This window comes from Vreelandella lutescens (assembly GCF_014640815.1).
Lineage (GTDB): Bacteria > Pseudomonadota > Gammaproteobacteria > Pseudomonadales > Halomonadaceae > Vreelandella > Vreelandella lutescens.
Genome location: NZ_BMHM01000002.1, coordinates 193,046 through 219,735, shown reverse-complemented (window position 1 = coordinate 219,735; position 26,690 = coordinate 193,046). Strand labels below are relative to the sequence as shown.

The 26,690-nt window shown below is 55.2% G+C and carries 28 protein-coding genes; 2 read left to right on the top strand and 26 right to left on the bottom strand.

What is annotated here, in order from left to right; translation table 11 throughout:
• Positions 1–6: 6 nt before the first annotated feature.
• The 6 genes from nrdE to IEW65_RS05285 form a co-directional block, all read right to left on the bottom strand.
• Positions 7–2,217, bottom strand: a complete 2,211-nt coding sequence (gene nrdE, locus IEW65_RS05310) for a class 1b ribonucleoside-diphosphate reductase subunit alpha (protein ID WP_188638456.1) — start codon at positions 2,215–2,217, stop codon at positions 7–9.
• On the bottom strand, positions 2,184–2,633 hold the full coding sequence (nrdI, locus tag IEW65_RS05305; protein WP_188638455.1) for a class Ib ribonucleoside-diphosphate reductase assembly flavoprotein NrdI: 450 nt from the start codon (positions 2,631–2,633) through the stop codon (positions 2,184–2,186). The genes nrdE and nrdI overlap by 34 nt, the downstream gene beginning before the upstream one ends.
• 9 nt (positions 2,634–2,642) lie before the next feature.
• Positions 2,643–2,864 carry a glutaredoxin-like protein NrdH gene (gene nrdH, locus IEW65_RS05300; RefSeq protein ID WP_188638454.1) on the bottom strand — a complete coding sequence of 74 codons (222 nt, stop codon included), beginning with the start codon at positions 2,862–2,864 and terminating at the stop codon, positions 2,643–2,645.
• Between the two features lie 250 nt (positions 2,865–3,114).
• The gene (locus tag IEW65_RS05295; RefSeq protein ID WP_188638453.1) at positions 3,115–3,726 is read right to left on the bottom strand and encodes a superoxide dismutase; all 612 of its coding nucleotides are present in this window, start codon (positions 3,724–3,726) and stop codon (positions 3,115–3,117) included.
• Positions 3,727–3,942: 216 nt separating this feature from the next.
• Positions 3,943–4,869 (bottom strand): electron transfer flavoprotein subunit alpha/FixB family protein, encoded by a 927-nt coding sequence (locus IEW65_RS05290; RefSeq protein ID WP_188638452.1) that lies wholly within the window; start codon positions 4,867–4,869, stop codon positions 3,943–3,945.
• A gap of 14 nt (positions 4,870–4,883) precedes the next feature.
• The gene (locus tag IEW65_RS05285) at positions 4,884–5,633 is read right to left on the bottom strand and encodes an electron transfer flavoprotein subunit beta/FixA family protein (RefSeq protein WP_188638451.1); all 750 of its coding nucleotides are present in this window, start codon (positions 5,631–5,633) and stop codon (positions 4,884–4,886) included.
• Between the two features lie 377 nt (positions 5,634–6,010).
• Here IEW65_RS05285 and IEW65_RS05280 point away from each other — a divergent pair, with 377 nt between their 5' ends.
• On the top strand, positions 6,011–7,675 hold the full coding sequence (locus IEW65_RS05280) for an electron transfer flavoprotein-ubiquinone oxidoreductase (protein WP_188638450.1): 1,665 nt from the start codon (positions 6,011–6,013) through the stop codon (positions 7,673–7,675).
• Between the two features lie 44 nt (positions 7,676–7,719).
• Here IEW65_RS05280 and IEW65_RS05275 read toward each other — a convergent pair whose 3' ends face one another.
• From IEW65_RS05275 to IEW65_RS05190, 18 genes are all read right to left on the bottom strand, one after another.
• The gene (locus IEW65_RS05275; RefSeq protein WP_188638449.1) at positions 7,720–9,237 is read right to left on the bottom strand and encodes a diguanylate cyclase domain-containing protein; all 1,518 of its coding nucleotides are present in this window, start codon (positions 9,235–9,237) and stop codon (positions 7,720–7,722) included.
• Entirely contained in the window at positions 9,230–9,655 is a 426-nt protein-coding gene (locus tag IEW65_RS05270) for a phosphate ABC transporter substrate-binding protein (protein ID WP_188638448.1), read from the bottom strand. Before IEW65_RS05270 ends, IEW65_RS05275 begins: the two co-directional genes overlap by 8 nt.
• 11 nt (positions 9,656–9,666) lie before the next feature.
• Positions 9,667–10,836 (bottom strand): porin, encoded by a 1,170-nt coding sequence (locus tag IEW65_RS05265; RefSeq protein WP_229755479.1) that lies wholly within the window; start codon positions 10,834–10,836, stop codon positions 9,667–9,669.
• 187 nt (positions 10,837–11,023) lie between these two features.
• Positions 11,024–13,240: an ATP-dependent helicase gene (locus tag IEW65_RS05260; RefSeq protein WP_188638446.1), complete on the bottom strand. Its 2,217-nt coding sequence runs from the start codon at positions 13,238–13,240 to the stop codon at positions 11,024–11,026.
• Complete coding sequence (locus IEW65_RS05255; protein WP_188638445.1) at positions 13,237–13,797, bottom strand: DUF1285 domain-containing protein; 561 nt, start codon at positions 13,795–13,797, stop codon at positions 13,237–13,239. Before IEW65_RS05255 ends, IEW65_RS05260 begins: the two co-directional genes overlap by 4 nt.
• Before the next feature lie 29 nt (positions 13,798–13,826).
• Positions 13,827–14,660 (bottom strand): TatD family hydrolase, encoded by an 834-nt coding sequence (locus tag IEW65_RS05250; RefSeq protein ID WP_188638444.1) that lies wholly within the window; start codon positions 14,658–14,660, stop codon positions 13,827–13,829.
• Between the two features lie 36 nt (positions 14,661–14,696).
• Positions 14,697–15,032: a PilZ domain-containing protein gene (locus tag IEW65_RS05245; RefSeq protein WP_188638443.1), complete on the bottom strand. Its 336-nt coding sequence runs from the start codon at positions 15,030–15,032 to the stop codon at positions 14,697–14,699.
• A gap of 23 nt (positions 15,033–15,055) precedes the next feature.
• Complete coding sequence (locus tag IEW65_RS05240) at positions 15,056–16,039, bottom strand: DNA polymerase III subunit delta' (protein WP_188638442.1); 984 nt, start codon at positions 16,037–16,039, stop codon at positions 15,056–15,058.
• On the bottom strand, positions 16,030–16,683 hold the full coding sequence (gene tmk, locus IEW65_RS05235) for a dTMP kinase (RefSeq protein WP_188638441.1): 654 nt from the start codon (positions 16,681–16,683) through the stop codon (positions 16,030–16,032). Before tmk ends, IEW65_RS05240 begins: the two co-directional genes overlap by 10 nt.
• 54 nt (positions 16,684–16,737) lie before the next feature.
• Positions 16,738–17,742 carry an endolytic transglycosylase MltG gene (gene mltG / locus IEW65_RS05230; protein ID WP_188638440.1) on the bottom strand — a complete coding sequence of 335 codons (1,005 nt, stop codon included), beginning with the start codon at positions 17,740–17,742 and terminating at the stop codon, positions 16,738–16,740.
• 18 nt (positions 17,743–17,760) lie between these two features.
• Positions 17,761–18,582, bottom strand: a complete 822-nt coding sequence (gene pabC / locus IEW65_RS05225) for an aminodeoxychorismate lyase (RefSeq protein WP_188638439.1) — start codon at positions 18,580–18,582, stop codon at positions 17,761–17,763.
• A gap of 6 nt (positions 18,583–18,588) precedes the next feature.
• Entirely contained in the window at positions 18,589–19,827 is a 1,239-nt protein-coding gene (gene fabF / locus IEW65_RS05220) for a beta-ketoacyl-ACP synthase II (RefSeq protein ID WP_188638438.1), read from the bottom strand.
• 194 nt (positions 19,828–20,021) lie between these two features.
• Positions 20,022–20,255, bottom strand: coding sequence for an acyl carrier protein (gene acpP, locus IEW65_RS05215; RefSeq protein ID WP_008956801.1), 234 nt, complete (start codon positions 20,253–20,255; stop codon positions 20,022–20,024).
• A 124-nt stretch (positions 20,256–20,379) separates the two neighbouring features.
• Positions 20,380–21,123 carry a 3-oxoacyl-ACP reductase FabG gene (gene fabG, locus IEW65_RS05210; protein ID WP_188638437.1) on the bottom strand — a complete coding sequence of 248 codons (744 nt, stop codon included), beginning with the start codon at positions 21,121–21,123 and terminating at the stop codon, positions 20,380–20,382.
• 52 nt (positions 21,124–21,175) lie between these two features.
• Positions 21,176–22,135 (bottom strand): ACP S-malonyltransferase, encoded by a 960-nt coding sequence (fabD, locus tag IEW65_RS05205; protein WP_188638436.1) that lies wholly within the window; start codon positions 22,133–22,135, stop codon positions 21,176–21,178.
• A 154-nt stretch (positions 22,136–22,289) separates the two neighbouring features.
• Complete coding sequence (gene plsX / locus IEW65_RS05200) at positions 22,290–23,303, bottom strand: phosphate acyltransferase PlsX (protein ID WP_188638875.1); 1,014 nt, start codon at positions 23,301–23,303, stop codon at positions 22,290–22,292.
• 40 nt (positions 23,304–23,343) lie between these two features.
• On the bottom strand, positions 23,344–23,514 hold the full coding sequence (gene rpmF, locus IEW65_RS05195; RefSeq protein ID WP_009099300.1) for a 50S ribosomal protein L32: 171 nt from the start codon (positions 23,512–23,514) through the stop codon (positions 23,344–23,346).
• A 36-nt stretch (positions 23,515–23,550) separates the two neighbouring features.
• On the bottom strand, positions 23,551–24,099 hold the full coding sequence (locus IEW65_RS05190; RefSeq protein WP_188638435.1) for a YceD family protein: 549 nt from the start codon (positions 24,097–24,099) through the stop codon (positions 23,551–23,553).
• 159 nt (positions 24,100–24,258) lie between these two features.
• On the opposite strand from IEW65_RS05190, the gene IEW65_RS05185 reads away from it, so the two are divergent.
• Positions 24,259–24,861 carry a Maf family protein gene (locus tag IEW65_RS05185; RefSeq protein ID WP_188638434.1) on the top strand — a complete coding sequence of 201 codons (603 nt, stop codon included), beginning with the start codon at positions 24,259–24,261 and terminating at the stop codon, positions 24,859–24,861.
• Between the two features lie 2 nt (positions 24,862–24,863).
• Here IEW65_RS05185 and sppA read toward each other — a convergent pair whose 3' ends face one another.
• A complete protein-coding gene (gene sppA, locus IEW65_RS05180; RefSeq protein ID WP_188638433.1) occupies positions 24,864–25,979 on the bottom strand; it encodes a signal peptide peptidase SppA in 1,116 nt (371 codons plus the stop codon).
• A gap of 52 nt (positions 25,980–26,031) precedes the next feature.
• Positions 26,032–26,682 (bottom strand): HAD family hydrolase, encoded by a 651-nt coding sequence (locus IEW65_RS05175; RefSeq protein ID WP_188638432.1) that lies wholly within the window; start codon positions 26,680–26,682, stop codon positions 26,032–26,034.
• Between the last annotated feature and the right edge of the window lie 8 nt (positions 26,683–26,690).

Genomic DNA, 26,690 nt, shown 5'->3' with positions numbered 1-26,690 from the left:
ACCCGATTACAGCGTGCAGGAGACGCAGCCTTCAACCTCGGTACCTTCAAGGGCACTTTGGCGTAAGCGAATGTAGTACAGCGTCTTGATACCTTTGCGCCATGCGTAAATTTGCGCCTTGTTGATATCCCGCGTGGTGGCTGTATCCGGGAAGAACAGCGTCAACGAGAGACCCTGGTCAACGTGCTTTGAAGCTTCTGCGTAGGTATCGATAATTTTTTCAGGGCCAATTTCATAGGCATCCTGGAAGTAATCGAAGTTCGCTTCATTCAGGAACGGCGCGGGATAGTAAACACGCCCCAGCTTGCCCTCTTTACGGATCTCGATCTTCGCAGCCACCGGATGAATACTGGAGGTGGAGTGATTGATGTACGAGATAGACCCCGTTGGCGGCACGGCCTGCAGGTTACGGTTGTAAAGCCCGTTGGCGACAACAGAAGCCTTGAGTGCTTGCCAATCTTCCTGGGTAGGCAGCGCAATGCCGCTACGCTCAAACAAGTGACGCACTTTTTCGGTGCGAGGCAGCCACGCCTGGTCGGTGTACTTATCAAAGAACTCACCCGACGCATAGGTGGAGTCTTCAAAGCCTGCAAATGTCTCACCATGCTCAATTGCGAGCTGGTTAGAGGCGCGAATGGCATGGAACGCGACACAGTAGAAGTACAGGTTCGTGAAATCCAACCCTTCGTCTGAGCCGTAGTAAATATGCTCGCGAGCCAGGAAGCCATGCAAGTTCATCTGACCAAGGCCGATAGCGCGCGATTTGGCATTGCCTTCAGCAATAGAAGGTACGCTGCTCAAGTTGCTCATTTCAGAAACAGCGGTGAGGCCGCGAATGGCAATCTCTACGCTGGTGCCGATATCGCCTGAATCCATCACCTTGGCAATGTTCATCGAGCCGAGGTTACAGGAGATATCTTGGCCAATATTACGGTAGCCGAGGTCGTCGTCATACTCGGTCGGCGTATTCACCTGCAGAATCTCAGAGCAGAGGTTGCTCATATTGATACGACCAGCGATCGGATTGGCGCGGTTAACCGTGTCTTCAAACATGATGTACGGGTAACCGGACTCAAACTGCAGCTCTGCCAGCGTTTGGAAGAAAGCACGCGCGTTGATTTTGTGCTTACGGATACGCGCGTCGGCCACCATTTCGTGGTACTTCTCGGTGACGCTAATATCACCAAACGGCACGCCATACACCCGCTCTACATCGTAGGGCGAGAAGAGGTACATATCATCGTTGCGCTTGGCCAGCTCAAAGGTGATATCGGGAATGGTCACGCCCAGCGACAGCGTCTTGATGCGGATTTTTTCGTCCGCGTTTTCACGCTTGGTGTCCAAAAAGCGCAAAATATCCGGGTGGTGAGCGTTGAGATAAACGGCCCCTGCACCCTGGCGCGCGCCCAGCTGGTTGGCGTAGGAGAACGCATCTTCCAGCAGTTTCATGATCGGGATAATACCCGACGACTGGTTCTCGATACGCTTAATCGGAGCGCCTGACTCACGGATGTTTGTCAGCAAGAACGCGACACCGCCGCCACGCTTAGACAGCTGAAGCGCAGAGTTAATGGAGCGCCCAATGGACTCCATGTTGTCTTCAATACGCAGCAAAAAGCACGATACCAGCTCGCCCCGCTGCTGTTTGCCACAGTTAAGGAACGTGGGCGTTGCCGGCTGAAAGCGGCCGCTAATAATTTCGTCTACCAACGCTTTCGCAAGCGCTTCCTCTCCACGGGCAAGTGTCAGCGCCACCATGCACACGCGGTCTTCGTAACGCTCAAGGTAGCGCTTACCGTCGAAGGTTTTTAGCGTGTAGCTGGTGTAGTACTTAAAAGCACCCAGAAAGCTTGGAAAACGGAATTTGTAGGCGTACGCCTGCTCGAACAGCGCCTTTATGAAAGCGAAGCTGTACTGCGCCAGCATCTCTGCTTCGTAGTACTGCTCTTCCACCAGGTAATCTAGCTTCTCTTCCAGTGAGTGGAAGAACACGGTGTTTTGATTGACGTGCTGAAGGAAATACTGGCGCGCAGCTTCACGGTCTTTATCCAGCTGCAGCTCACCATTGGCACCGTAAAGATTCAGCATCGCGTTCAGCGCATGGTAGTCGAGCGTGCGCTTCTCGGTTGCACCCGCAGGCCGTTTCGTTTCTGCTGAGTTCTTTGTAGCGGCGTTTTGCGCGGCTACGTTTTTAGAGACTGAGTTTGACGTTTCCAAAACTCTTCTACTCCTTTGCGGACCTTGGCGACATCTTCATCAGTGCCAAATAGTTCAAATCGATAAAGCAGCGGCACTTGGCACTTTTGGGCAATGATTCGCCCTGCCAACCCGTAGGCTTCACCAAAATTCGTATTACCAGCAGCAATGACACCTCGAAGGAGGTGCCGATTGTGCGTGTCATTTAAAAAACGGATGACTTGCCCCGGCACGGCTCCATGAGCAGAACCGCCGCCATAAGTAGGGGTCACTAATATGTAAGGCTGCTCCACGCGCGGCGTGGGTTCTTCACGATTTAACGGCAGCCGCTGGGCACGCATGCCAAGCTTTTCAATAAATCGGTGGGTATTGCCTGACTTAGTGGAGAAATAGACCAGCGTGCCCGCAAGCTGAGTGTCCACTTCGGCAGTCTGCATAGCGGTTGGTTACGCTAATGCTTGAATGCGGTCAGGACGAAAACCAGACCAGTGATCTTCACCCACCACCACAACCGGTAACTGACGGTAGCCAAGGGCCTCTACTTCTTCTTGGGCACCTGACTCTTCGGTGATATCGATCACTTTGTACGGTAAACCGTGCTTATCCAGGGCGCGATAAGTGGCGGTGCACTGTACGCAAGCAGGCTTGCTATAAATTTGGATTTCCATGGCTATTTTCCTTTTCATAGCGGCATTTTTCGGGTAATGCATCCTTGTGGCACCACCCCTATAAAATTCTCAACGCATACTATATATAGACCACGAGAAAATCAATTCAAGCATATATGGTATTTTTTCATCCACAGGTTATTGACAGCCAATGCCCAGCGCTATACCCAGACACAAAAAAACCGCCCCCATCTAGGGGGCGGTTTTTCAGCGGTAAAAACCGCTTATACCCTACTCACAAGGCGTGAGTTTAGGCAGTTGCTGCCTGGTAACGACGCTCAACGTCTTCCCAGTTGACCGCGTTGAAGAAAGCATCAACGTAGTCAGGACGCTTGTTCTGGAACTTCAGGTAGTAAGCGTGCTCCCAAACGTCCAGACCCAATACCGGCGTGTTGCCATGCATTAACGGGCTGTCTTGGTTCAGCGTGTTCTCTACCACCAGCTTTTTCTCAGGTGTGACAGATAGCCACGCCCAGCCGCTACCAAAACGGCCTAGCGCTGCTTTTTTGAAGGCGTCTTTAAACGCATCCAAACCGCCCAGCTCTGCGTCGATCGCTTTCGCAACATCGCCCTGGGGCTGGCCGCCACCGTTGGGAGACATCATCTGCCAGAACATGGAGTGGTTAGCGTGACCGCCACCGTTATTGATAACCGCTTGGCGCTTCTCTTCAGGTACGCGATCCAAGTTGGCAACCAGCTCTTCAACCGGAACGTCTTCAAGGCCAGTGCCTTCAAGTGCAGCATTCAGGTTGGTGACGTAAGTGTTGTGGTGACGAGAGTGGTGAATTTCCATCGTCATCGCGTCGATGTTCGGCTCGAGAGCATCGTAGGCGTACGGCAGTTCAGGAAGGGTATGTGCCATGCTATCTTCTCCTTGAGTGGCTTTTATTGCGTTCACTACATTAGGTGTGGTCTTACTTCACCCTTTTCAACCACCGCCACGGCAATTTTTTTGCCATGGGCGGCAAATCTTTATCCCAGTACCTTAGTCAACTATTGTCAGTTTATCGAACCCGCTAGAAATAAAAAAGCCGACTTCTGGCGAAGTCGGCTTTTGGTAGACAAGTAATTCAACAGCTTATAGCTTGCTTTCCAGCTCCGGCAGGATCTCAAACAGATCCCCCACCAGGCCGTAGTCGGCCACTTGGAAGATCGGTGCCTCTTCATCCTTGTTGATCGCGACGATTACCTTGGAGTCTTTCATGCCTGCCAAGTGCTGAATCGCACCTGAAATACCCACCGCAATGTACAGCTCGGGCGCGACGATTTTACCAGTCTGGCCGACCTGCATGTCGTTGGGCACGAAGCCAGCATCTACCGCCGCACGGGAAGCGCCAATGGCCGCACCGAGCTTGTCGGCAATGCCGTCCAGCAGCTTGAAGTTCTCGCCGTTGCCCATGCCGCGGCCGCCGGAGATCACCACCTTGGCACCGCCAAGTTCCGGGCGGTCGCTTTGCGCCAGCTCTTGTTTGACGAAGCTGGACTGCGCATTGTCAGCAACGAAATCCACCGCTTCCGTTGTGGCGCTGCCGCTGGTACCGACTGCATCAAAGCCGGTGGTACGGATGGTGATGACTTTCAGCGCGTCGTCACTTTTGACCGTGGCGATGGCGTTACCGGCATAGATCGGGCGTAGGAAGGTATCAGCGCTTTCGACGCCAATCACATCCGACAGCTGGCTGACGTCTTTCAGGGCTGCCAAGCGCGGCAGGACGTTTTTGCCGGTGGTGGAGGCGCTGGCCAGCACGTGGGTGTAATCGCCAGCGAGTTCGACCAGAAGCGCGCCCATGGGCTCGGCCAGCTGGTGGGCGTAGGCGGCGTTATCCGCCACGCGTACTTTGCTCACGCCGTCGAGTTTTGCAGCGGCGTCGGCGGCTGCCTGGACGCCTTCACCGGCGACCAGAACATCAATATCACCACCGATGGCTTGGGCCGCCGCCACGACGTGAGCGGTCGCGCCCGCCAACTGACCTTCATGAAGGTCGGCAAGTACCAGAATGCTCATGAGATCAGCTCCTTTTAAAGCACTTTGGCTTCGTTTTTCAGTTTGTCGATCAGCTCGTCCACCGAGGCGACTTTAATACCGCCTTTGCGCTCGGCGGGGGATTCCACTTTGAGCAGCGTGACCTTGGAGGCTACCTCCACGCCATAGTCGGCGGGGGTTTTGACATCCAGCGGCTTTTTCTTGGCCTTCATGATGTCCGGCAGCTTGGCGTAGCGCGGCTCGTTGAGGCGCAGGTCGGTGGTGACGATGGCGGGCAGCGTGAGGGCAACGGTTTGCAGGCCGCCGTCGATTTCACGCGTCACATTCACCTTGTCGCCGTCTACCGCCACTTCCGAAGCGAACGTGCCTTGCGGCAGGTTAGTGAGCGCTGCCAGCATCTGTCCGGTCTGGTTGTTGTCGGTGTCGATGGCCTGCTTGCCGAGGATCACCAAACCGGGCTGCTCTTCGTCCACCACTTTAGCCAGCAGTTTGGCCACCGCCAGCGATTCGACACGCTCGTCGGTCTCAATGTGGATGGCGCGGTCGGCCCCCAGCGCCAGCGCGGTGCGCAGCTGCTCTTGGGCGGCCTTGGGGCCTACGGTCACGGCCACGACTTCGGTGGCCACGCCCTTCTCTTTCAGGCGCACGGCTTCTTCTACGGCAATTTCGCAGAAGGGGTTCATGGCCATTTTGACGTTGGTAAGATCCACGTCAGAATGATCCGCTTTAACGCGGATTTTGACGTTGTAGTCGATGACGCGTTTCACCGCGACGAGTACTTTCATAGATTCCTCGCTTGGCTTGTGATAGAAGCCGTTAACCTGAACAAGGCGTCGCCATGAAAATGGCGGCGCTAAAAAATTCATGCAAGCGTTTGATAGGTGCGTAAATGAAAAACCCTATCAATTTGCCACAGCCTACCTGCTATCAACAACACTCAATGCGTGCGGCCTTGGTCGTAGCACACTGCGTTCGTCACTGATGTCGACACTTATAAAGTGTGCATTTGCCATCGTAGGGGTGACCTGACACAGGTATTATGCCTATCATGGGAGATAACCAGAAGCAAACGACCGTTTTAAATTAAGGCCATCTTTTCATAAGCTAGTGCCTATTCGCTAGTGATTAAAAAATGGCGCTTATGAGAATAAGGAGAAACCGGGTGGAAAACGTTGAACGCGATGTGATGGACTTTGACGTTGTCGTCGTTGGCGCAGGCCCGTCAGGCCTAGCCGCTGCTTGCCGTTTAATGCAGCAGGCTAACGAGGCAGAGCAGGAGCTCACCGTCTGTGTGGTAGAAAAAGGCTCCGAAGTAGGTGCCCATATTCTGTCCGGCGCAGTGTTTGAGCCACGCGCACTGGCGGAGCTATTCCCCGATTGGGAGGAGCGCGGTGCGCCTTTAAACACGCCTGCCGTTCGCGACGATGTATATCTACTCAAAGATGCCGAAAAAGCGCAGAAAATTCCTAACGCGCTCGTGCCGAAAAGCATGCACAACACGGGCGGCGACCTTACCCGCTACGTGATCAGCGCGGGCAACCTGTGCCGCTGGCTGGCGGAACAGGCGGAATCGCTGGGCGTTGAAATATTTCCCGGTTTTGCTGCTCAAGAAGTCATCATTGAAGATGACGTAGTGCGCGGCATCTTGATTGGCGATATGGGCGTAGGTGCAGATGGCACTCCTAAAGATGGCCATATGCCGGGCATGGAGCTGCGCGCTAAGTACACGCTGTTTGCAGAAGGCGCACGAGGCCACTTAGGCAAACGTCTGATTAGTGACTTCTCACTAGATGCAGGCCGCGACCCGCAGCACTACGGCATCGGCTTAAAAGAGCTGTGGGATGTGCCTGCCGATAAGCACGAACCCGGCTTGGTCGTCCATGGTTCCGGCTGGCCGCTGGACAGCAACACCCACGGCGGCTGGTTTCTTTACCACGCAGAAAATCAGCAAGTCGTGGTGGGCCTGATTATGGACCTGGGTTATCAGAACCCATGGCTCTCGCCGTTCGATGAATTTCAGCGTATGAAACACCATCCGGTACTCAGCCAATACCTGGCAGGCGGCAAACGGGTAGCTTACGGCGCGCGCGCCATCGTCAAAGGCGGGTTCAACTGCCTGCCGAAAATGACCTTCCCTGGCGGCCTATTGATTGGCTGTGATGCGGGCACGCTCAACTTTGCCAAAATCAAAGGCCTACACACTGCGATGAAGTCGGGCATGGTCGCGGCCGAGAGTGTCTTTGAAGCCATCAAAGGTGGCGATGAGGGCGGGCAAGAGCTGGCCAGCTTTACCAGCCAGTGGGAAGCCAGTTGGGCCTATCAAGAGCTCAAAGAGAGCGCGAGCTTCGGCCCGGCCATTCATAAATATGGCACGGTCGGTGGCGGTGCCTACAACTTCGTGAACCAGCTGCTGGGTAATAAGCTGCCCAACGTTCACGACACCACCACTGATCACGGGGCGTTAAAGCCTGCCGCCGAATTCGAGAAAATCAATTATCCGAAGCCGGACGGCAAGCTATCGTTTGATAAATCCACCTCGGTGTTTTTATCTAATACGAACCACGAAGAAGACCAGCCCTGCCACCTGCGCTTAGCAGATCCAGAGCTGCCCATTCGTGACAACCTCCCGACATATGCCGAGCCCGCTCAGCGCTACTGCCCTGCAGGGGTCTATGAAGTAGTAGAAGATGATCAAGGCAAGCCACGCTTCCAGATTAACTTCCAAAACTGCGTGCACTGCAAAACCTGCGATATCAAAGACCCTGCCCAGAATATTACCTGGGTAGCGCCTGAAGGCGGCGGCGGTCCCAACTATCCCAATATGTAGCACCATCTCGTCGCTTGCTGCTCCGCTAAAGGAGCAGCAAGCGACTATTTGTAGTTTTCCAACGCTGATTCAGTGTAAAAACACATACCATTTTTGCCCGCTTTTTTAGCTTGATACATCGCCATATCGGCGCATTTCATCAGCGATTTCTCATTTTCCCCATCTGTCGGAAACAGCGCCACACCGATACTCACAGAGATCTGACATGACTCTCCTGCCAACGCAAACGGCGACTGCATGGCAGCAATGAGATGATCCGTCACCCGCGTGACTTGCTCACGCTGGGTCACGTTCTTAAGCAGAATCACAAACTCGTCGCCGCCTAATCGAGCGACCACATCCTGCTCACGCACTGCCGACACCAAACGCTTGGCCGCCACTTGTAACAGCTGATCTCCGGCATCGTGCCCTAACGAATCATTGATCTGTTTAAAGTGATCTAAATCTAAAAAGAGCAGCGCAAATCCACCCTCTTGGCCATCTTGCTGATGAATAGTCTGATTCACCAGATAGCTGAAATAGGCCCGGTTAGGTAAGTTGGTCAGCGTATCGTGAAACGCTAAGTGTTCAATATATTGCGTATGGCGCAGGCGTTCGTCCGTGACCAGCTGGCGTTCGCGTTGCAGTTGAATACTCAGCCGAGCCAACAGGCCCATAATTAATAATGCCAGAGCACTGACTACGGCGGCCCGCTGCCAGTAACGCCGGGTAATCTGAGTCGCGCCGGCCAACCATTCATCAACTGAAATACCGACCACGATTGAGAGTGGAAAGAGATACAGCGGCCTGACGACGGTCGCACGCTCAACGCCGAGCCAGTTCGTCAAGAAAGGAGTATCACCGCTATTGAGTATTTCATCATGGGCGGGGAGATCTATCACAATGCTTGAATAGAGCTGCGACCCACTTCGCCCAATACGGGTCATATTGCTGGCATCTACTAACGCCAGTAATCCTTGCTCTCCCAATGCGTCTGCATCATATCCGCTAACAAAATAGTCGGCCCCTACGGTCAAGGTGACCCAAGCAGGACTCTCCTGGCTATCGGATAGCATCCTTGCAAACAGCAGTTGCTGACGACCCTCTAATAAAAATGCCTCTACCAATAGTCCTGGCACTTGGGGCAGCGAAGCAAAAGCGCCTTCCTGGATAGCCTGCTGCGTCGCGGTACTTTCTTTGATAACTCCCTGGCTATCAATAAGACTCACGGTAAAAATCAACTCTGGCGGCAACAGATTCCGCTCATGCAGCGTCTCGATAACCCCTGAGCGCTGCTGGCTAGCCACAAAATCCACCAGCTTCAATGTCGCATCGATCTCCCTCAAAGACCGCAGCACTCTGGCTTCATACGTATCCGCGATGTCACTGATCGACAGCTCGATTTGTCGCTTAACCGCTTCTTGCTCACGACTCACCAGAAAATAAGCGCTGCTAAAAATAATGAGCACCATGAGTAAGCCAATCGTGCTGAACAGCACCAACGGTTCCGCTAGCCGGTGACGCCATAAGCGCATCGACAATAACGGATCACGCCACAGCTCTGGGCCTCTGAGCTTATTCAACAGTGACCACCTTCAGCCGTTCATCCAAAAACTGAGGATCAATGTAACCGAGTGCATTAGGGTCACGAATAAGCCTTTCCACAACGGCTTGGCTGTTTGCCAGCGCTTGAGGCGGCTGGCCGCGCCCCGTAAAAATCAGCCTAGCCCAGTGCGTGCGCAATTGTGCCGGCGTTTTCTCAATATACCGCTGGTAAAACTCACTGCGTTCACGGGAGCGTTCGGACTGATCAAGAGGCGTTATTCGCCCCTGCCCTGGCAGCGGCGTCCGGCTCTCCAGATAAAGATCTTTCAACTCTTGCCGTTGAATACGACTCAAGGCCGCATCTGCGGATACCACGACCACCAGATCGGCAAACCCGGTACAAGGAAGCAGACTAAGCAGCACACAGCAGTAAAATCGGGATAGTCGTTTAGCCATCGTCACTCTCCCTAAAACACAAAGTCGAGTGCAAGGCTAAAAAGATTCATCGTTCCACCTGGCTGAAAGCTAGGCTGCTGGTTGATGAGCCCACCAGGAGAACCAGAACGAAAATCAATATGGTCATACTGTGCCGTTAAGGCCACTCCAGGGCGAAAATCCCAGCGCAGGCCAACGGTACGGCTATCTTGCTGAAGACCAGACGACAAGAGCGTGTTGAGGGTGCTGTTAAGCAAGACTGCACCTTCAGCAAAGGGAGAAGGGTAAAAAGCCGGGTTGAGCCCAGGCTCGAAGGTGTCACTGGTCACGCGTGCTCTGCCCAACGCCGCGTAAGGCGTCCACTTACCTAAGCGGTAGCCCGCCGTCATGTGCGTGCTTTCGCTGCTGCCCAGCAGCGTTGACGAGGATAGCCGAGTCCACTCCCCCTCCACAAACCACTGGCCTGGATCATAGTTAACACCCACGCTGAGAAAGCGCAGGGGTTTACCGTCCACTTCGTAGCGATCTGCTAACGCCTCTCCAGGCGGTCCAAACAACCGGTATATGTCAAAAAACTGGGTAAGCTCTTGGGCGCTGACGTTGACTTCACCGTAGCTGGCAAAGAGCGTCGTGTTGCCCCATCGAGTCTGTTGAGACACGCCCCATGAATCAGACGACTCAATATCGCCCGTTTCATACTCAACGCTACCACCGCCATAACTAAGACGGAGGTCGTTAATCAACTCCCCTATATAGTAGCGATAGCGAAGATCAACCCCATCAAAATTAGCGACAGGGACTACGCGATAAATTTCGGCAGGTGGCCTGACCCACGGCGTGGCAAAACTGACTTTACGGTATTCAGAATTCAAAAAATTGCCTTGCACCATCCGACCCACACGAAGGCTTAGATTCGGTGTCGCGTCATACTGAAGGTAGGCCCACTCAATGGCAGGAGAATAGGAACCATCGAAGCGCTTTTCACTGACGACTTGAACGGTTGCTGAAAACGCAGACGTGGCGGCAAGCGTTGCTTGCAGCCCTAGGCGACTATCGACCTCAGCACTCCAATCACCGCTGTAGCCAGCGCCAGATGAAGCGAGTGGGTCCGAGACAAAATCGGCATCAGACACATCCGAGTGGACAACACCCAACGTACCAAACCCGTTTAGCGTGAGGCTAGGCAACGAGTCATCGGCCATTGTAGCGCCGCTGCAGACTGCAAGAGAGATGGCGCAAGACCTGACAAAGTGCCTTAGCATGCCGATTACCCGCTAGGTAAATAGTTAACTGCAAAGCATTTAATCGGCAGGACTGCGTTAAGTCAAACCCCGTCTAAGCCATCAGCGTCGCCAAGGGTTAAAGCAGGGCTATTGACATTTTCAACCGCTAGCTCGCGGCGCTGTTGGCGGCATCCATCACCTCAATCGGCGCACGGCGGGCGATGAGACGACGTCTTCCCGCCTGCACAAACCGTACATCGATGACGGGATCTGAAGGGTTGCCCTCGACAGCGGCCACTTCTCCCTCCCCAAAGACCGCATGCAACAAACGCTGTCCGGGGTAATAGTGCCCCACTGCATTCACGTGGTAACCGCCTGACGGCTCTTTTACTTGAGGGGCCGCCAAGGCAATATCAGCGCGCCCCAGCCTTTCTAAATAACGTCCTACCAAGCTAGGGGATACGACTTCCAACGGCTCATCCGGCGCCTGCGGGCTAGTTAAACAAGCGGCAATACGCATTCCATCTTGCCAGGCACTTTCCGCGATAAACCGGCTTGGCCGATGGGCACCCCCATCATGCAACACCAGCAACTGCTCTTTGGCTCGGGTGATGGCAACATAAAACAGTCGTCGCTCCTCTTCTAATCGCTCATCGTTCAACGGGTTATCGCGACTGTAGTGAGGAAAGTCTTCTTCATTGACGCCTGCAACCACCACTAACGGCCACTCAAGCCCTTTCGCACCGTGCACGGTACTAATCAGCACGCCGCCTGCTTGGTTTTCCACTGGGCGTTCAAGCAGTTCAATAAAGGCATCCGGGTCTTGCACGCTCTCGGCCTGCTCAATAAGCACATCAAGTAAGCGCACATCCTCTTCACCTTTATCGCGCCGCGCGGCAGCACGCTTTAGCGTTTTTTCAGCGTCAATAGTCTCTACCACATGGCTGAGCAACTTCGCGGGCGGCCAAGCGCTGAGTCTGGGCAGTTCACACAGAAGCTCCCAGCGCTTTTTAAGCGTGCGCCGCTGTAACGGTTTTAATGATGCCAACACAGGCTCATGCCGCTCTGGCCACTGCTGAGTGGTCGCCAGTTGGTAAGCCAGACGCTGAAGGCGCTCACGGGCCACGAAAGGGGTTGGCTGAGCTAATAGCAGTAGCAATTGCTCTGGGTCGTGCAGCAGCTCTGGCCGCCTAGAGAGCTTGAGATAGCCTGCCAACGCCTGCACCAACGGCAAACGGAAGACGAAGCGATCTTCACGCAGCAGGCGAAAGGGAATTCCCGCCTGTAGAAGAGCCAACTGGAAAGGTACTGATAGCGCCCAGCTTCTTACCAGCAAGCTGGCATCGCTGAGCGCTCGCCCTTGCGACTGCCAATCCACTAAGGCACCAAGCAGCGTGCGGCTGCCCTGCCCCACCGATACGCGGGTATCGGGGTTATTCGCGTCGGCTAAACACAGCTGATCAGGCCGCCGCTGATTGGCCATAATGGCGTGGTTAGCAGTAAGCGCCAGAGCATGTCCGTGGCGAAAAGTCATGGAAAGCGGATAGTCAGTGGCTTTCCCAAACGTGGCCGTAAAGTTTTCCAGCATGGTATCGGGGCGAGCACCACGCCACTCATAAATGCACTGGTTGGCATCGCCTACGGCCATCACATTGGCGCTTGGCCCGGCAAGCACGGCTAACAGCCGCTGCTGCACCGTATTGATATCCTGGTACTCATCGACAATCACATGGTCCAAAAAGCCTTCTACCCGCTGGCGCAGTGAGGCATCGGCTTCCAGCGCTTGCAGAGGGCGATAGAGCAAATCGGCGTAGGTCATGACGCCTTCAGCGTGCAGCAGCCGTTCGGCTTCATCAAACGCTGCAGGAAAGTAGTCGGTATCCGGCTCGTAATTCAGGCGCTCATAGAGCGCCGCCGCTGGTAGCATTTCGGCTTTTACCAACCCACAGAAATGGGCTAACGCCTCCAGACGGTCCCCTTCCAACGCTGCGTCACGGCGCTCTAACTGCTCCACAAGCACATTGAGGCTGGCTTGACGCAATAAGCGCTCCATTTGCCATTCAGCAGACAGCAGCCGCCTGGGCGCAAGCGCCCCCCAGCGGCATAGACTCTGGGTCAACCGGTGGCCCAGGGAATGAAAGGTACGTACGTCGGGCAACGGTTGGCCTGCTGGGGCCATACTGGCTAGACGACGCTGAAAGTCGTCTTTCGCTGAGCGGTTAAACATCAGCACCAGCATTCGCTTGGGGGAAACGCCGCTGCCTAACAGATGGAGCACTCGGGCGGCCATGGTCGTGGTTTTACCGGCGCCCGCCACGGCGGCCACACGCGCATGCCCTTCCCTATGGTGAACAACGGCTTGCTGCTCGGCAGTTAACTTCACGGCGACTCACTTGGCACGCTATCGCTCCACTGACCCAACAGGTGCCAACGGCCCGCGCTGTAGAGCTGACATTCGCTATCGCCCGAAGCACTCTCATTGATGCGGGCCTGCTCTACTAAGCGATAAAATACGTTGCGATGCAGCCGCGCTGCCAAGCCGAACCGGAGGGCACACTCGGGGGCCAGCTCACCGCTGGGGGTGGCCGTCAGCGTCATGGGATGCTCGGCGTCCAGACGCACCACATCATCAAACTGGGTCTTTAGCCACCAGGCGTCATCGTGAAAATCTGCTTCGACCATCACAAACGGACGATCCACGACGCTAATGCGCCAGCGCTCCACGGGAGTCACCAAGCAATAGCCATCATCATCTAAGCGCAGCAGACTAGACAGCAGCTTGGCAATCGCTGGACGTGCAAAAGGCTGACCTTCATGAAGCCAGGAGCCGTCTTCCTGCACCAGGATATCTATCTCACCCGACAAAGCAGGCTGCCAAGTATCCACTGGGGGGATAGCGGCCGAGCCTTCTGAGTGCTGCACTAGCCGATCAATATTCATCGCCGACCTCCCATGGTGACCACTACGCGTTATACCACTAGCCCAGACTGCGCCAAGGCCTCTTTCACATGGGCGGGCGCATCTGGCGCGGCATGGCGGAACAGTTGGTAAAAATTAACGGTCGTTTGCATGGCAACCTCATCCACGCTGATGCCACGCTCGCGAGCAATGCACTCTGCGACTTCAACGACCCAAGCAGGCTCATTCGGCTTACCGCGATAAGGCACTGGCGCTAAATAAGGGCTATCCGTCTCGATTAACAGCCGATCCAAGGGCAGCTGACGCGCCAGCGTTCTCAGCGAGGCGGCATTGCGAAACGTGATAATTCCCGAGAGGGAAATATAGAAGCCCAGCCGCACCGCCTCACGTGCCATATCCAAGTCTTCTGTAAAGCAGTGAAGTACGCCCCCTACCTTAGGGTCGCTGTATTCACGCAGCAGCGCCAGCGTATCTTCTTTTGCCTCTCGAGTATGAATAATGACAGGCAGCTCCAGTTCATTTGCCGCGATCAGGTGGCGCTTAAACCGCTCATGCTGAACGCTAACCGGTACGCTCTCGTGGTAATGATAATCCAGCCCTGTCTCACCAATGGCCACCGCGCCAAACTGCTCAGCCGCGTCCACAATATCCTGCACGGTAGGTTCATGAGATGCTTGATGGAGCGGATGCAGACCGGCGGAGATAGCGACATCGTGATGCTCTCTTGCAATAGCAGCCAATCCCGGCAGCTCTTCTAGCGACGTAGAGATAGCCAAAAACTGACTCACATTGGCAGCGCGTGCAGCCGCCAGCGTAGCGGCGACATCCCCACCATGCGTGTGTTCAGATAAACGGTCTAAATGACAGTGAGAGTCGACAAACATGCAGTACTCTTTGGAGGTAAATAGAAGGAAGCAGGCTTAGAGCGTAAACGAGGGAGGTGCTTTATCGAGCTGTCCAGCCAGCAGCGTTTCAATACGGTCACGGACAGAGTAATCCTGCTGGCTAAAGTGCACGCCAATACCCGGCATACGCCGACCGCTCACGCCTTCTGGGGAGATCCAAATCACATGTCCGGAAACAGAGAGCCGTTCGCTCTCTCCCGGTAACGTTAACAGCAGCATGACGGATTGGCCGAGGCTATACAGCGTTTTGGTAGGCACAAAAATGCCCCCTCGATCCAAAAACGGCATATAGGCAGATAGCAGCGTGGGCACGTCGGGTATCGTTAAAGAGAGCGCTTTTTGAGCAGCCATCACTACCTCGTTAGATCAGATTGTCAGGAGCGCAGCAGTGCAGACCAACGCACCAGCCAAGCTTCTAATACGAGCTGTGGGTTCGGATTTGCCCCCACGGCCAGCAAGCGGCGCTGCTCTCTAGCGTAGTCGAGTAAGCGAAACCAATCCTGTACCCGACCGTTCTTCACCGCCTGACGGTAGAGGGGTGCCAAATCAGGATTGTGCAGCACACTCTGCTCACCAGACAGCCCTAAACGAATCAGGTCTTCAAGCCAAGCAATACCGTACCATAAGATGGCATCAATCGCCTGGCGATCCAGCCTTGCGGCCTCTGAAACGGGCTCCGCCCCACGCACTAACTGTTCAAAACAGTCGTGAAGCTGGTGGCGCAATGCACGCTCATCAGGGGCGGCTAGCTCCACCGCTAAAAGGGGCAGCCCACCCGATACCTGCCACCAGAAATGCGCCTCATCACCGCCTAACTGCTGAGTTAGCCACCCTTTACACTCATCAAAAGGCACGCTTGCCAGCGACCACTGCTGACAGCGAGAGCGAATGGTTGGCAAGGTACGGGAGGGCACGTCCGATAGCAGGATAAATAGGGTTTTATCGCCGGGCTCTTCCAGGCTTTTCAGCAGCGCGTTAGCGGCTGCAATATTCATCGCCTCGGCTGGCGAAATAACAATCACCCGGTAGCCGCCCTGCTGGGCCGTCTGAGAAACAAACCGATTAACCTCACGAATCGGGTCAATGCGGATTTGGCGCTTGCCCTCTTCCGGCGATACGCGTAGCAAGTCGGGGTGATAGCCGGACGCCAGCATGGCGCAACTGTGGCACTGCCCGCAGGCCTGATCGCTGGGCTTGGCGCATAGCGTTCGGGCAATCAGAGCTTCTGCCAACTGCTGCTTACCCACGCCGTGCGCGCCGCTTATTAGCAAGGCATGGGGCATCCGCCCACTATTCGCCAAGCGTACAAGCTGCTGCCAGGTAGCCTGATGCCAGGGCAACACGCCGGTTATTGCCATTGGGCGACCCGCTCTTTCAATACATCACTTAGCGCTGTTTGCACCGAGGCGAGCGGCTGCGCTGCATCGATCAGCGCAAAGCGTTCGGGGGCGGCGGCGGCTCGTTCTAGATATGCGCGACGCACCGCCATAAAGAAGTCTGCCTGCTCCTGCTCAAACCGGTCACGCTGAGTATTTAGATCGCGTAAACGCCCTTCTAGGCGTTCTTTGGCAGCCTCGGGAGGCATATCCAATAACAGGGTAAGATCAGGAGAAAGGCCTTGCTGAACAAACTGCTCTAACTGGGCAATGCGCGCGGGATCAATACCCCGCCCACCGCCTTGATAGGCAAAGGTGGCATCAGTGAAACGGTCACATAGAACCCACGCGCCACGGGCTAGCGCTGGCAGAATTTTTTCTGCTAGGTGCTGGGCGCGCGCTGCAAAGACCAGCAGTAGTTCGGCGTCTACGCTCAGTGGCTCTTGTGGCGAAGGGTCAAGCAGCAGCTCACGAATTGCTTCGGCACGCGGTGTGCCACCCGGTTCTCGTGTGCGCACCACCTCAATTCCTTGAGCTGTCAGCCACGCTTCGACAAACGCCACATTGGTCGATTTACCCACTCCTTCACCGCCTTCAAGGGTGATGAAGCGTCCGCGCTTGCTCATTGCGGCTCCTCACTCAATAGGTACGCTCTCATCATGTTCAACATTGACAGCCACTTAACGATTCCGAATATAGCGATTCACCGCATTATTATGCTCGCGCAAGGTGCGCGAAAACTGGTGCGTCCCATCACCTTTAGAGACAAAGTAGAGCGTCTCACCGGGTAGTGGTTTCACCGCCGCTTCAAGCGATGCTCGCCCAGGCATAGCAATCGGCGTGGGGGGCATACCGTTAATCACGTAGGTATTGTAAGGAGTCGCTTCACGCAGGTCAGCTCGTGTAATACGCCCTTCATAACGCTCCCCCATACCGTAGATAACCGTAGGGTCGGTTTGTAGACGCATGCCACGCTCCATACGACGCTTAAACACCCCGGCAATTTCACGACGCTCTTCAGGCGCACCGGTTTCACGTTCAATCAGCGATGCCATAATCAGGGCGTCATAGGGTGTTTCAATGGTCAGGTCGTCATCACGCTCCGCCCAAACCTCTTCCAAAATACGCTCCATGCGGTTAAGGGACTGGCGCAAAATATCCACATCACTCATACCCAGGTGATAGCGATACGTATCAGGGAAGAACCACCCCTCAGGAAAAGTGCCTTCGCGACCGAGTAATGCCATGACTTCGTCGTCGCTCATGTCTGCAGTAAGGTTTTCAAGCTTCGGTGCACTATTGAGTAGCGCTCGCATTTGGCGGAAGGTCCAGCCCTCGGGTACCGTAAGCGAGTAAGTGACAACGTTATTACTACCCAACAGGGCCATAAGCTCCAGGCCACTCATACCCGGCAATAGGCGGTACTCACCCACCCGCAGGCGCGGCACCTGCTCGGGGTCTATCCGCGCCAGCACCTGATACGCCCAGGCATCCTCAATCACCCCTTGGGCTTCTAAATCGCGGATGACCTGATGAAAGCCAGCGCCTGCAGGCACTTGGTATAGCGTTGGCTCCTCTACTGCAATGGGTGCCGTTAAACGCGCCTGCCAATAGGCATAGCCGCCAGCAGCGGCGGCAACGGCCAGCACAACTAATACCCCTAAGACGGCAAATAACCGTTTCACGTTGACACCTCAATCAATTTATTTGGACTCTGACGCGGGAAACTCGCGGTAACCCAGTAACCGATGCGCCTCGCCCTGGAGTGGATCAGGGGCGTTGTGCATCGGCCAAGTGGCCAGCACATTATCATGTGCATCTAAAAGCTCACTAACGGGCCACACACCTTGCACTGAATTACCTACCCATAGGCGCTCACTGTGAGGTAAGTCATCTATCGACAGCGTGCCTTCTCGGATCACACCCTGAGCCAGCAGTGCAGCACGCAGCGTTCCCGCCACGCCACAGTGGTCGACAGAGGGTGTCCAAAGCACCCCATTGGACGACCAGAACAGATTCATACTGGTGGCTTCCACCATCTTGCCTGACGAGTCAGCCAATAGGCCTTCGGCAATACGGCTATCCTGCCACTCTTGGCGAGCCAGCACGTTTTCCAGGCGGTTAAGGTGCTTGATACCGGCCAGCAACGGCTGGTGCCCTAAGCGTAAATGGCATAACCGCACACAAACCCCTCCCTGCCAACGCTCTGCGTTAGCGGCAAACGGCATCCGACGGCTTATCAATCGAGGCTCAACGTGCTCAGGCAGTGCATAACCTCGACCTCCACTACCACGGGTCAAGATGAGCTTGAGCACTTCCAGCGCTGATGTTGGCGGCGACTGCCACGTCTGAACCAGCTGTTGAGCAGAAGGTAACGGAATATTCAATCGCTGGCAGCCCTGCTCTAAACGAGCGCGGTGGTAATCCCAGAGCACAGGCTGACCGTCGCGAAGCAGTACTGTTTCAAATATTCCGTCACCATACGCTAGCCCGCGGTCATCGAATGGCACCTGGGGCATTGGCATCAAGCGTTACACCTTTTTAAACAGCAGCGAGCCGTTGGTGCCACCAAATCCAAACGAGTTGGAGAGCGCGACTTCAATGCGCATTTCTCGCGCAGTGTGGGGCACGTAGTCCAGGTTACAGCCTTCTTGCGGGTTATCCAGATTGATAGTGGGCGGCGCAATCTGATCACGAATAGCCAGAATGCTGAAGACCGCCTCTACTGCGCCAGCGGCTCCCAATAGATGACCAATCATCGATTTGGTAGAGCTCACCGCCACCTGCTGGGCAGCGCTGCCCAACACTTTCTCGATAGCACGGCTCTCGGCCAAATCTCCAGCAGCCGTCGACGTGCCGTGCGCATTGATGTAGTGAACGTCCGCCGGGGAAATACCCGCATCTTTCACAGCGTTACTCATGGAAAGCGCCGCACCACGGCCATCTTCAGGCGGTGCGGTCATGTGATAGGCATCATCACTCATCCCAAAGCCCGCCAGCTCCGCATAAATGTGAGCGCCACGTGCTTTTGCGTGTTCATACTCTTCCAGCACCAGCACACCCGCACCATCCGAGAGCACAAAACCATCGCGGTCAGCATCCCATGGGCGGCTCGCCGCTTGTGGATCGTCGTTACGGGTTGAAAGCGCACGAGCCGCCGAAAAACCACCTAAACCAAGCGGCGTAGTGGCCATTTCAGCCCCACCGCACACCATCACATCTGCATCGCCATAGGCGATGGTACGTGCACTGTAGCCAATGTTATGGGTACCCGTGGTGCACGCTGTGGTAATGGCAATGTTGGGGCCTTTAAAGCCGTGCTGGATCGCCATATTGCCCGAAATCATATTAATGATGGAGCCCGGCACAAAAAACGGAGACACCCGGCGTGCGCCCCCTTTATTGAGCGCGTTATGGTTATGCTCAATCATCGGCAGCCCGCCAATGCCTGAACCAATCGCAACACCAATACGCTCAGCATTCTCTTCGGTACACTCTATGCCTGAATCCTGAACCGCTTGGGCACCGGCCGCCATACCGTACTGAATAAACAAATCCATTTTGCGAGCGTCTTTGGGGTTCAGGTAAGGGCTGATATCAAAATTCTTTACCGAACCACCAAACCGCGTATTGAAGCCACTGGTATCGAAGTGCTCAATAGGTGCAATGCCGCTTTTGCCGGCGACAATATTCGCCCACGACTCATTTACGCTATTGCCCACTGGGGTCACCAGGCCTAACCCAGTTACCACTACCCTTCTTCGCGCCATCAGCTTTCCTCCAGGCATCCATGGTGACACGACCCATCTGGGTCATTTGCTGCAGAAATTTGGTGACTAGTATAACGGAGATTGAACGTTATATTCATTGTGACCGTAAAGCAAAAAAGCCGCCCTGTATCAGGACGGCTTTTTAGATACGGGTGGTTAACACCCCACCCTGGTTCACAGCGTCGACCGTGCCCTTACTGGTGGGCGTTTACGTAGTCGATAGCTTCTTGAACCGTGGTGATTTTTTCAGCTTCTTCATCAGGAATTTCAGTGTCGAATTCCTCTTCCAACGCCATCACCAGTTCAACGGTGTCAAGAGAGTCAGCACCCAGGTCTTCAGTGAAAGAAGAGCTGTTCTGGATGTCTTCTTCTTTAACGTTCAGGCGCTCTGCTACTACTTTCTTTACGCGCTCTTCAATAGTACTCATCAACGTACTCCAGTCGTTCACATTAGCCGTTAGAGATAACCAGCTATTTGGAAACCGCAAGCCAAAAGCTGCGGGGTAGTTTATAGACGCCCTTAAGCTGACGCAACCGCCAAGCCCAAGGCCATCAACGCATATTCATACCGCCGTTCACGTGCAGCGTTTCACCAGTGATATAGCCTGCGCCATCGCTTGTCAAAAAGCCAACGGCAGCGGCAATTTCTTCTGGCCCACCCAGACGCGCCAGCGGGATCTGTTTCAGCAACATTTCGTGCTGCGCTTCAGGAAGCGCTTCGGTCATATCAGTCGCGATGAAACCTGGCGCAACGGCATTCACCGTAATCGCACGGGAGGCCACTTCACGCGCTAACGCACGGCTAAAGCCTTCCATACCCGCTTTAGCAGCGGCGTAGTTAGTTTGGCCCAGGTTACCCATGGTGGCCACAACAGAGCTAATAGACACAATACGCCCAAAACGCGCTTTGGTCATGCCTCGTAGGCACGCCTTGCTGACACGGTAGACAGATTTGAGGTTGGTATCCATAACGGAGTCCCACTCGTCCTCTTTCATCCGCATCAGGAGGTTATCACGGGTGATGCCCGCATTGTTAACCAAAATAGTCGGTGCACCAAAACGCTCGGCGATCGTCTTCAGCACCTCATCGATGCTAGCTTGCTCCGTCACGTTCAAGCACATGCCTGCACCTTCAAAGCCATTCGCTTTGAGGTCAGCATCAATTTTTTCAGCGCCAGATTCGCTGGTGGCCGTTCCGATAACGATTCGACCCTGGCGACCAAGCTCATGGGCAATGGCGCGGCCAATGCCTCGGCTGGCACCCGTTACCAATGCAACTCGTTTTTCTTGCGTCATAACACTCTTCCTTCCACTGAACTAAGCAAGGGTAGCTGAAAATAGCCGTTTATCACGCATTACCCGCTAACGTTTCTCGCGCAAGCTCGAGTGCTGCGTCCAAACTGTCAGGGTCATTGACCGCAAGCCCTTTGGCTCCGCGCACAATACGCTTATTCAAACCTGTCAGCACTTTGCCGGGCCCACACTCGATAAAGACATTAGCACCCTGCTCAGACATCGCTTCAACGCAAGAGGACCAACGAACCGGCTGATAAAGCTGCTCGATCAAACGAGTACGCAGCGTATCAACATCCGCATGCGCCTGAGCGTCGACGTTTTGAATAACAGTGTAGCGGGGTGCACGCAGCTCAATCGCCTGCATTGCTGCAGCAAGGCGCTCTGCGGCAGGCCGCATCAGGGCACAGTGGGAAGGTACTGACACAGGGAGCGCAAGCGCACGTTTCGCACCTGCTTCTTGGCACGCAGCAATAGCACGCTCAACAGCGGGCTTGCTACCGGCAATCACCACCTGACCGGGAGAGTTATAGTTCACGGCAGAAACAACGTCACCTTGTGCAGCATTAGCACAAGCGGCCTCTACGGCAGCGTCATCAAGCCCTAAAATAGCAGCCATGCCGCCCTGACCTGCTGGCACAGCGTCCTGCATGGCCTCGCCGCGCAAGCGTACAAGCTGCACACCTTCCGCAAAACCCATGACGCCAGCGCAGACCATCGCACTGTATTCACCCAGACTGTGCCCCGCCATAATACTGGGGCGAGGCCCTTCCAGCTCCTGCCATACACGCCAAATGGCGACGCTTGATGTCAGTAGCGCGGGCTGGGTGCAGGCCGTTGCATTAAGTGCATCTTCAGGACCTTCCTGGACGACTTTCCACAAATCGTAGCCCAGTGCGTCGGATGCTTCCTCAAATGTCGTTCCCACCACACTGTAGCGCTCGGCTAGCTCTCGCAACATCCCAAGCTGCTGAGAGCCTTGCCCGGGAAAAATGAGGGCAAGGGGTTGAGACATGTCGTTCACCTTTGCTCTTGTAGGCATTTGCTCAGTTGAGCGATAAGCGTGGTTATTGGCACTGCTGATAAACAGCGTTAGGCATATCCTGCTGCCGCCAATAACCCGCAAAAATCATACAACGCATTGTTGCCTCCCGCTCAGGCCAAGTGAGCTAAGCCCAGCGCTTGGCAAGTTGAGCAGGCAGATCATGCTCCACTTCCTGCAATGCTCGCTGAATAGCATAGTAGAACCCGTCTGCACGGGCACCACCGTGGCTTTTCACCACAATACGTTTTAACCCAAGTAGGCTTGCGCCATTGTAACGAACGGGATCAAGCTCCTGCTTGAGCCGCTTCAGCACAGGTTTGGCCAGTAAACTTGCTAACCGCCCACAAAGACGTGACTCAAACGCCATTTGCACACGCTCTACCAGCATACGGGTCAAACCTTCGCTCGCCTTGAGCGTTACATTCCCCACGAAACCGTCGCAAACCATGACATCAATGTCACCCTGAAAGATGTCACCACCCTCGGCATACCCCTGATAGGCAAAACGCAACGTGTGAGAGCATTCACGCAGAAGCCGGTCCGCTTCACGCACCGTAGCGCTTCCTTTCGTTGCTTCTGCACCCACATTCAGCAACGCCACCCGGGGACATTCGATACCATCGACACATTGAGACATCGCCGCACCCATCATGGCGAAATCGACTAAACGCGACGCAGGCGAATCCACATTCGCGCCTAAATCCAGCAAATAGCAGCGTCGGCCACCCCGCGAGGGAATCGCCGTACTGATAGCAGGCCTCGAAAAACCTGGCAGCATACCAAGCTCACGCCTAGCCAGCGCCACAAGCGCACCCGTGTTTCCCGCACTCACACCGGCAGCTGCATTACCATTGGCAACGGAGCGCAACATATACGCCATGCTGGTCTCGTGCCCATGTCGCAACGCCCAGGCCGCAGAGGCATCTTGCAACACAGCATCAGGCGCATCGCTGGCCACTAAACGTGACACTGCCGCAGCCAAGGGCTGCGGCAAGCGCGAAAGCTCAGCGATAATACGCTGATGCGGGCCAAACAGAGTGAGCTCTAGGTCAGGACGCTCTATCACTGCCCTGGCAGCCCCCTCAATGATGGCACGGGGGCCTTGGTCACCCCCCATGACATCAATGGCTAGGCGCACTGCACCCACTCTGCTTCACCACTCGATCAAGAGTTAAGGATTAAACCTCAACTACCTTACGACCACGATAGAAACCATCCGGAGATACGTGGTGACGCAGGTGAGTGGTGCCGGTTTCTTTGTCCTGGGACAGAGTCGGTGCGCTCAGCGCATCGTGGCTACGACGCATGCCGCGCTTGGAACGAGTTTTACGGTTCTGTTGAACTGCCATGGGTGTTTACTCCAAGGTATGTAGGGTAAGTGATGCTTACTTTTTGCCCTTCAAAGCGCCACTGCTTTTCAAAGCATTGAGCACCGCGAAAGGATTCTTGGCTGAAGCGGACTCCGCCGCCGCGCCTTCGGTCTTGCTGACCAGCTGCTCCGCCGAGACATAGCATTCGGTCTCATCGTGATAGACCACCTGCGGCAAGCTGAGGATTAATTCATCCTCTATTACCGTCAGCAAGTCCAGCCGTTCATTTTCCACCAGCACCGGTTCATGACTGGCAGGCAGCTCGGCCGCCAAGGCTTCATCTGTAATCATTCCAAGCAGGAAGTTACTGGAAACGTCTTGGCTAAGCGGCACCATACAGCGGCGACAAGGCAATGCCAGGGTCGCTTGCAAATGGCCACGAATTTCGCGACGGCCTTGGGCATCTACACCAAACTCAAGCACGACGTGACAGTCGCCAGTTTGGTCACCTGCTTCTTCAGCAAGGCGGGGCAGCTTATCCAGCGCCACTAAGCCTTCAAGTCGTTCGCGGCGGGCTGCAAGCTTATAAGGCTCAACCCGGCTGGGGAGTTGTGAGGTCAACATAGGCGCGCAATGATAGGCACTCGCCCTCCTGGTGTCAAAGCTCATGGCATAATTCTTATCGGTTTATCGATGGAAACAGCGTCATTAGGCATGCCGCTGCGCTTTCGCTACACTCATTGCCGATGCATATTACGCCATTTAGGCCACTAGGAGACGATAGTGCCACAAACACCCGACGCCCCTCTTGTACTCGCCTCTAGCTCGCGCTTTCGTCAAGCGCTGCTGGATAGGCTACACCTTCCCTACCAGTGCTGCTCCCCCGATATTGATGAGACACCGCTGACTGATGAGTCACCCCAGGCATTGGTGCACCGCCTAGCGCTGAGCAAGGCAAACGCCGTCGCCGAGCGCTTTCCCCACCACTGCATTATTGGCTCTGATCAAATAGCGCTGTTTGAAGGTGACATTCTCGGCAAACCGCATACCGCTGAGCGAGCCCGGGCTAACTTAGCGCGCTTTTCAGGCCATAAAGTCACGTTTTTGACTGGCCTTGCCCTGGTAGATACGCGCCACCAGCGCCATCAGGTGCATATCGAGCCGTTTGACGTCGTTTTTCGCACACTGAGCGAGCAGGAAATTGAGCGTTACGTGGCACTGGAGCAACCGCTGGATAGCTCAGGCAGCTTTCGTATGGAAGGGTTAGGCATTGCGCTGTTTGAGCGCTTAGAAGGACGCGACCCTAATGCGCTGATCGGCCTACCACTCATTGCGCTGTGCAACATGCTTCGCCAAGTGGGTATGAACCCACTTGGCGATCACTAACGTTACTGCACCTGAAACTTTAAGGGCGCATGACCACCCTGCAGACCGAGCACTTCTGCCGCCGCTTGGGTAAAACGGCGCGTTAGGCGCTCGAAGGGGTCTAGACGAGGCGTATAGTTTTCCCACGACGCCTCGCCAACCTGCGCCCGCGCCACTTGCTCAAGGCTTGCCAGCTCATCGACTAATCCTAATTCAAGCGCCTGCTCACCGCTCCAAATCAGCCCGGAAAAAATCTCCGGGCGATCACTCAAACGTTCACCACGCCCAGCCTGCACATCACTGATAAACTGCTCGTGGGTTTGAGTGAGCACGCTCTGCCAGAAACGGGCCACTTCCTCATCGAGAGGCTGAAACGGATCCAAAAACGCTTTATTTTCGCCTGCTGTCATCACCCGGCGCTCAACGCCTAGCTCAGCTATCGCCTCTTGAAAGCCAAAACCAGCGTAGATCACGCCAATCGAGCCCACCAAACTGGCAGGAGAGGCCACGATTTCATCGGCCGCCGCTGCAATGTAATACGCCCCACTGGCACCGACATCCTCAATCACTGCAATAATGGGTTTATCGCCCTGCTCTCGCAGCCGGATAATCTCTGAATAGATGCGCTGAGATTGCACCGGGCTTCCACCAGGACTATCAATATGCAGCACCACTGCCGATGCACTTTGATTCTCCCAGGCGCGGTTCAAGCCCTTAATAATACGCTCCGCGTTCGCCGGTGAATCGCTGGCAATCACGCCATGCACCTCCACTAAAGCAAGGTGCTGCTGTGCGGGCACCGAGGCGGCTGGCTCGGCCAAAAACACTCGGTATAAAGTGGTAGTAAGAGAAACCAGCACTAGCGCTAGCAGCATCAACCGAAAAAACAGCTTCCAGCGACGGGTTCTGCGCTGCTCGGTCAGCACGCCTCCGATCCAGCGATCCATCATCTCCAACTGCGCAAGACGCTGGCGCTCGCGGAGCGTTTCCGCATCGTCATCTCGCCCACCCACTAACGGAGGCTCCTGCGCTTCTTGGGAGACATCAGGCCCTTGGGTCCAGCGATCATCAGCGTCGCGCTGATCTTCACGCTGAGGAGACTCTTCCCTGCTATCGCCGCGCTGCTGCTCATCACTCATCGTCGGTTCCTACTGTTTGTTTCATCACGTCCTGAGCCACCCATAGCGCTGGCTACTCGTACAGCCAGTCAAACAGTGACGGTACGTCTTTTGCGACCCACACCGGCTGGCTAGCCGCTAAACGCGCAGGCGTATGCACCCCATACGTTACCCCTACGCGATCCATGCCAATCGCACGCGCCATCTCCAGGTCATACTCGGTATCACCCACCATGACCGCCCGTTCTACGGGAACTTGCAGCTCTGTCAAAATCTCTGACAGCATCTGCGGGTGTGGCTTAGAACGCGTCTCATCAGCGGTTCGGCTGGCATGAAAAAAAGCCCCACTGCCGGTTTCATGGAAGACACGATCTAACCCTCGACGGCTTTTACCCGTGGCAACGGCCAGCCGCTGCTGAGGACGAGCCCGCAACCTTGCCAGCTGCGCTTCTACACCATCGAAAAAGGGCATGGGCGTGGTGTCACCCTGCACAAAATGGTGAGAATAGCGTTGCCGCAACCGCTCTGCCTGCTCAGCCCCAATGCCCGGGCAGAGCTTAGCGATGGCCTCAGGCAGCCCTAAACCAATAATGTCCTCAATGGCGCTAACATCAAGTTCGCCCCATTCAGCGTCTGCTGCCGCCGCCTGCATACAGGCAACAATCTTCGGCACTGAATTCATGAGCGTGCCATCCCAATCGAAGATAATGAGCTCGTAACGCATAACAGCCC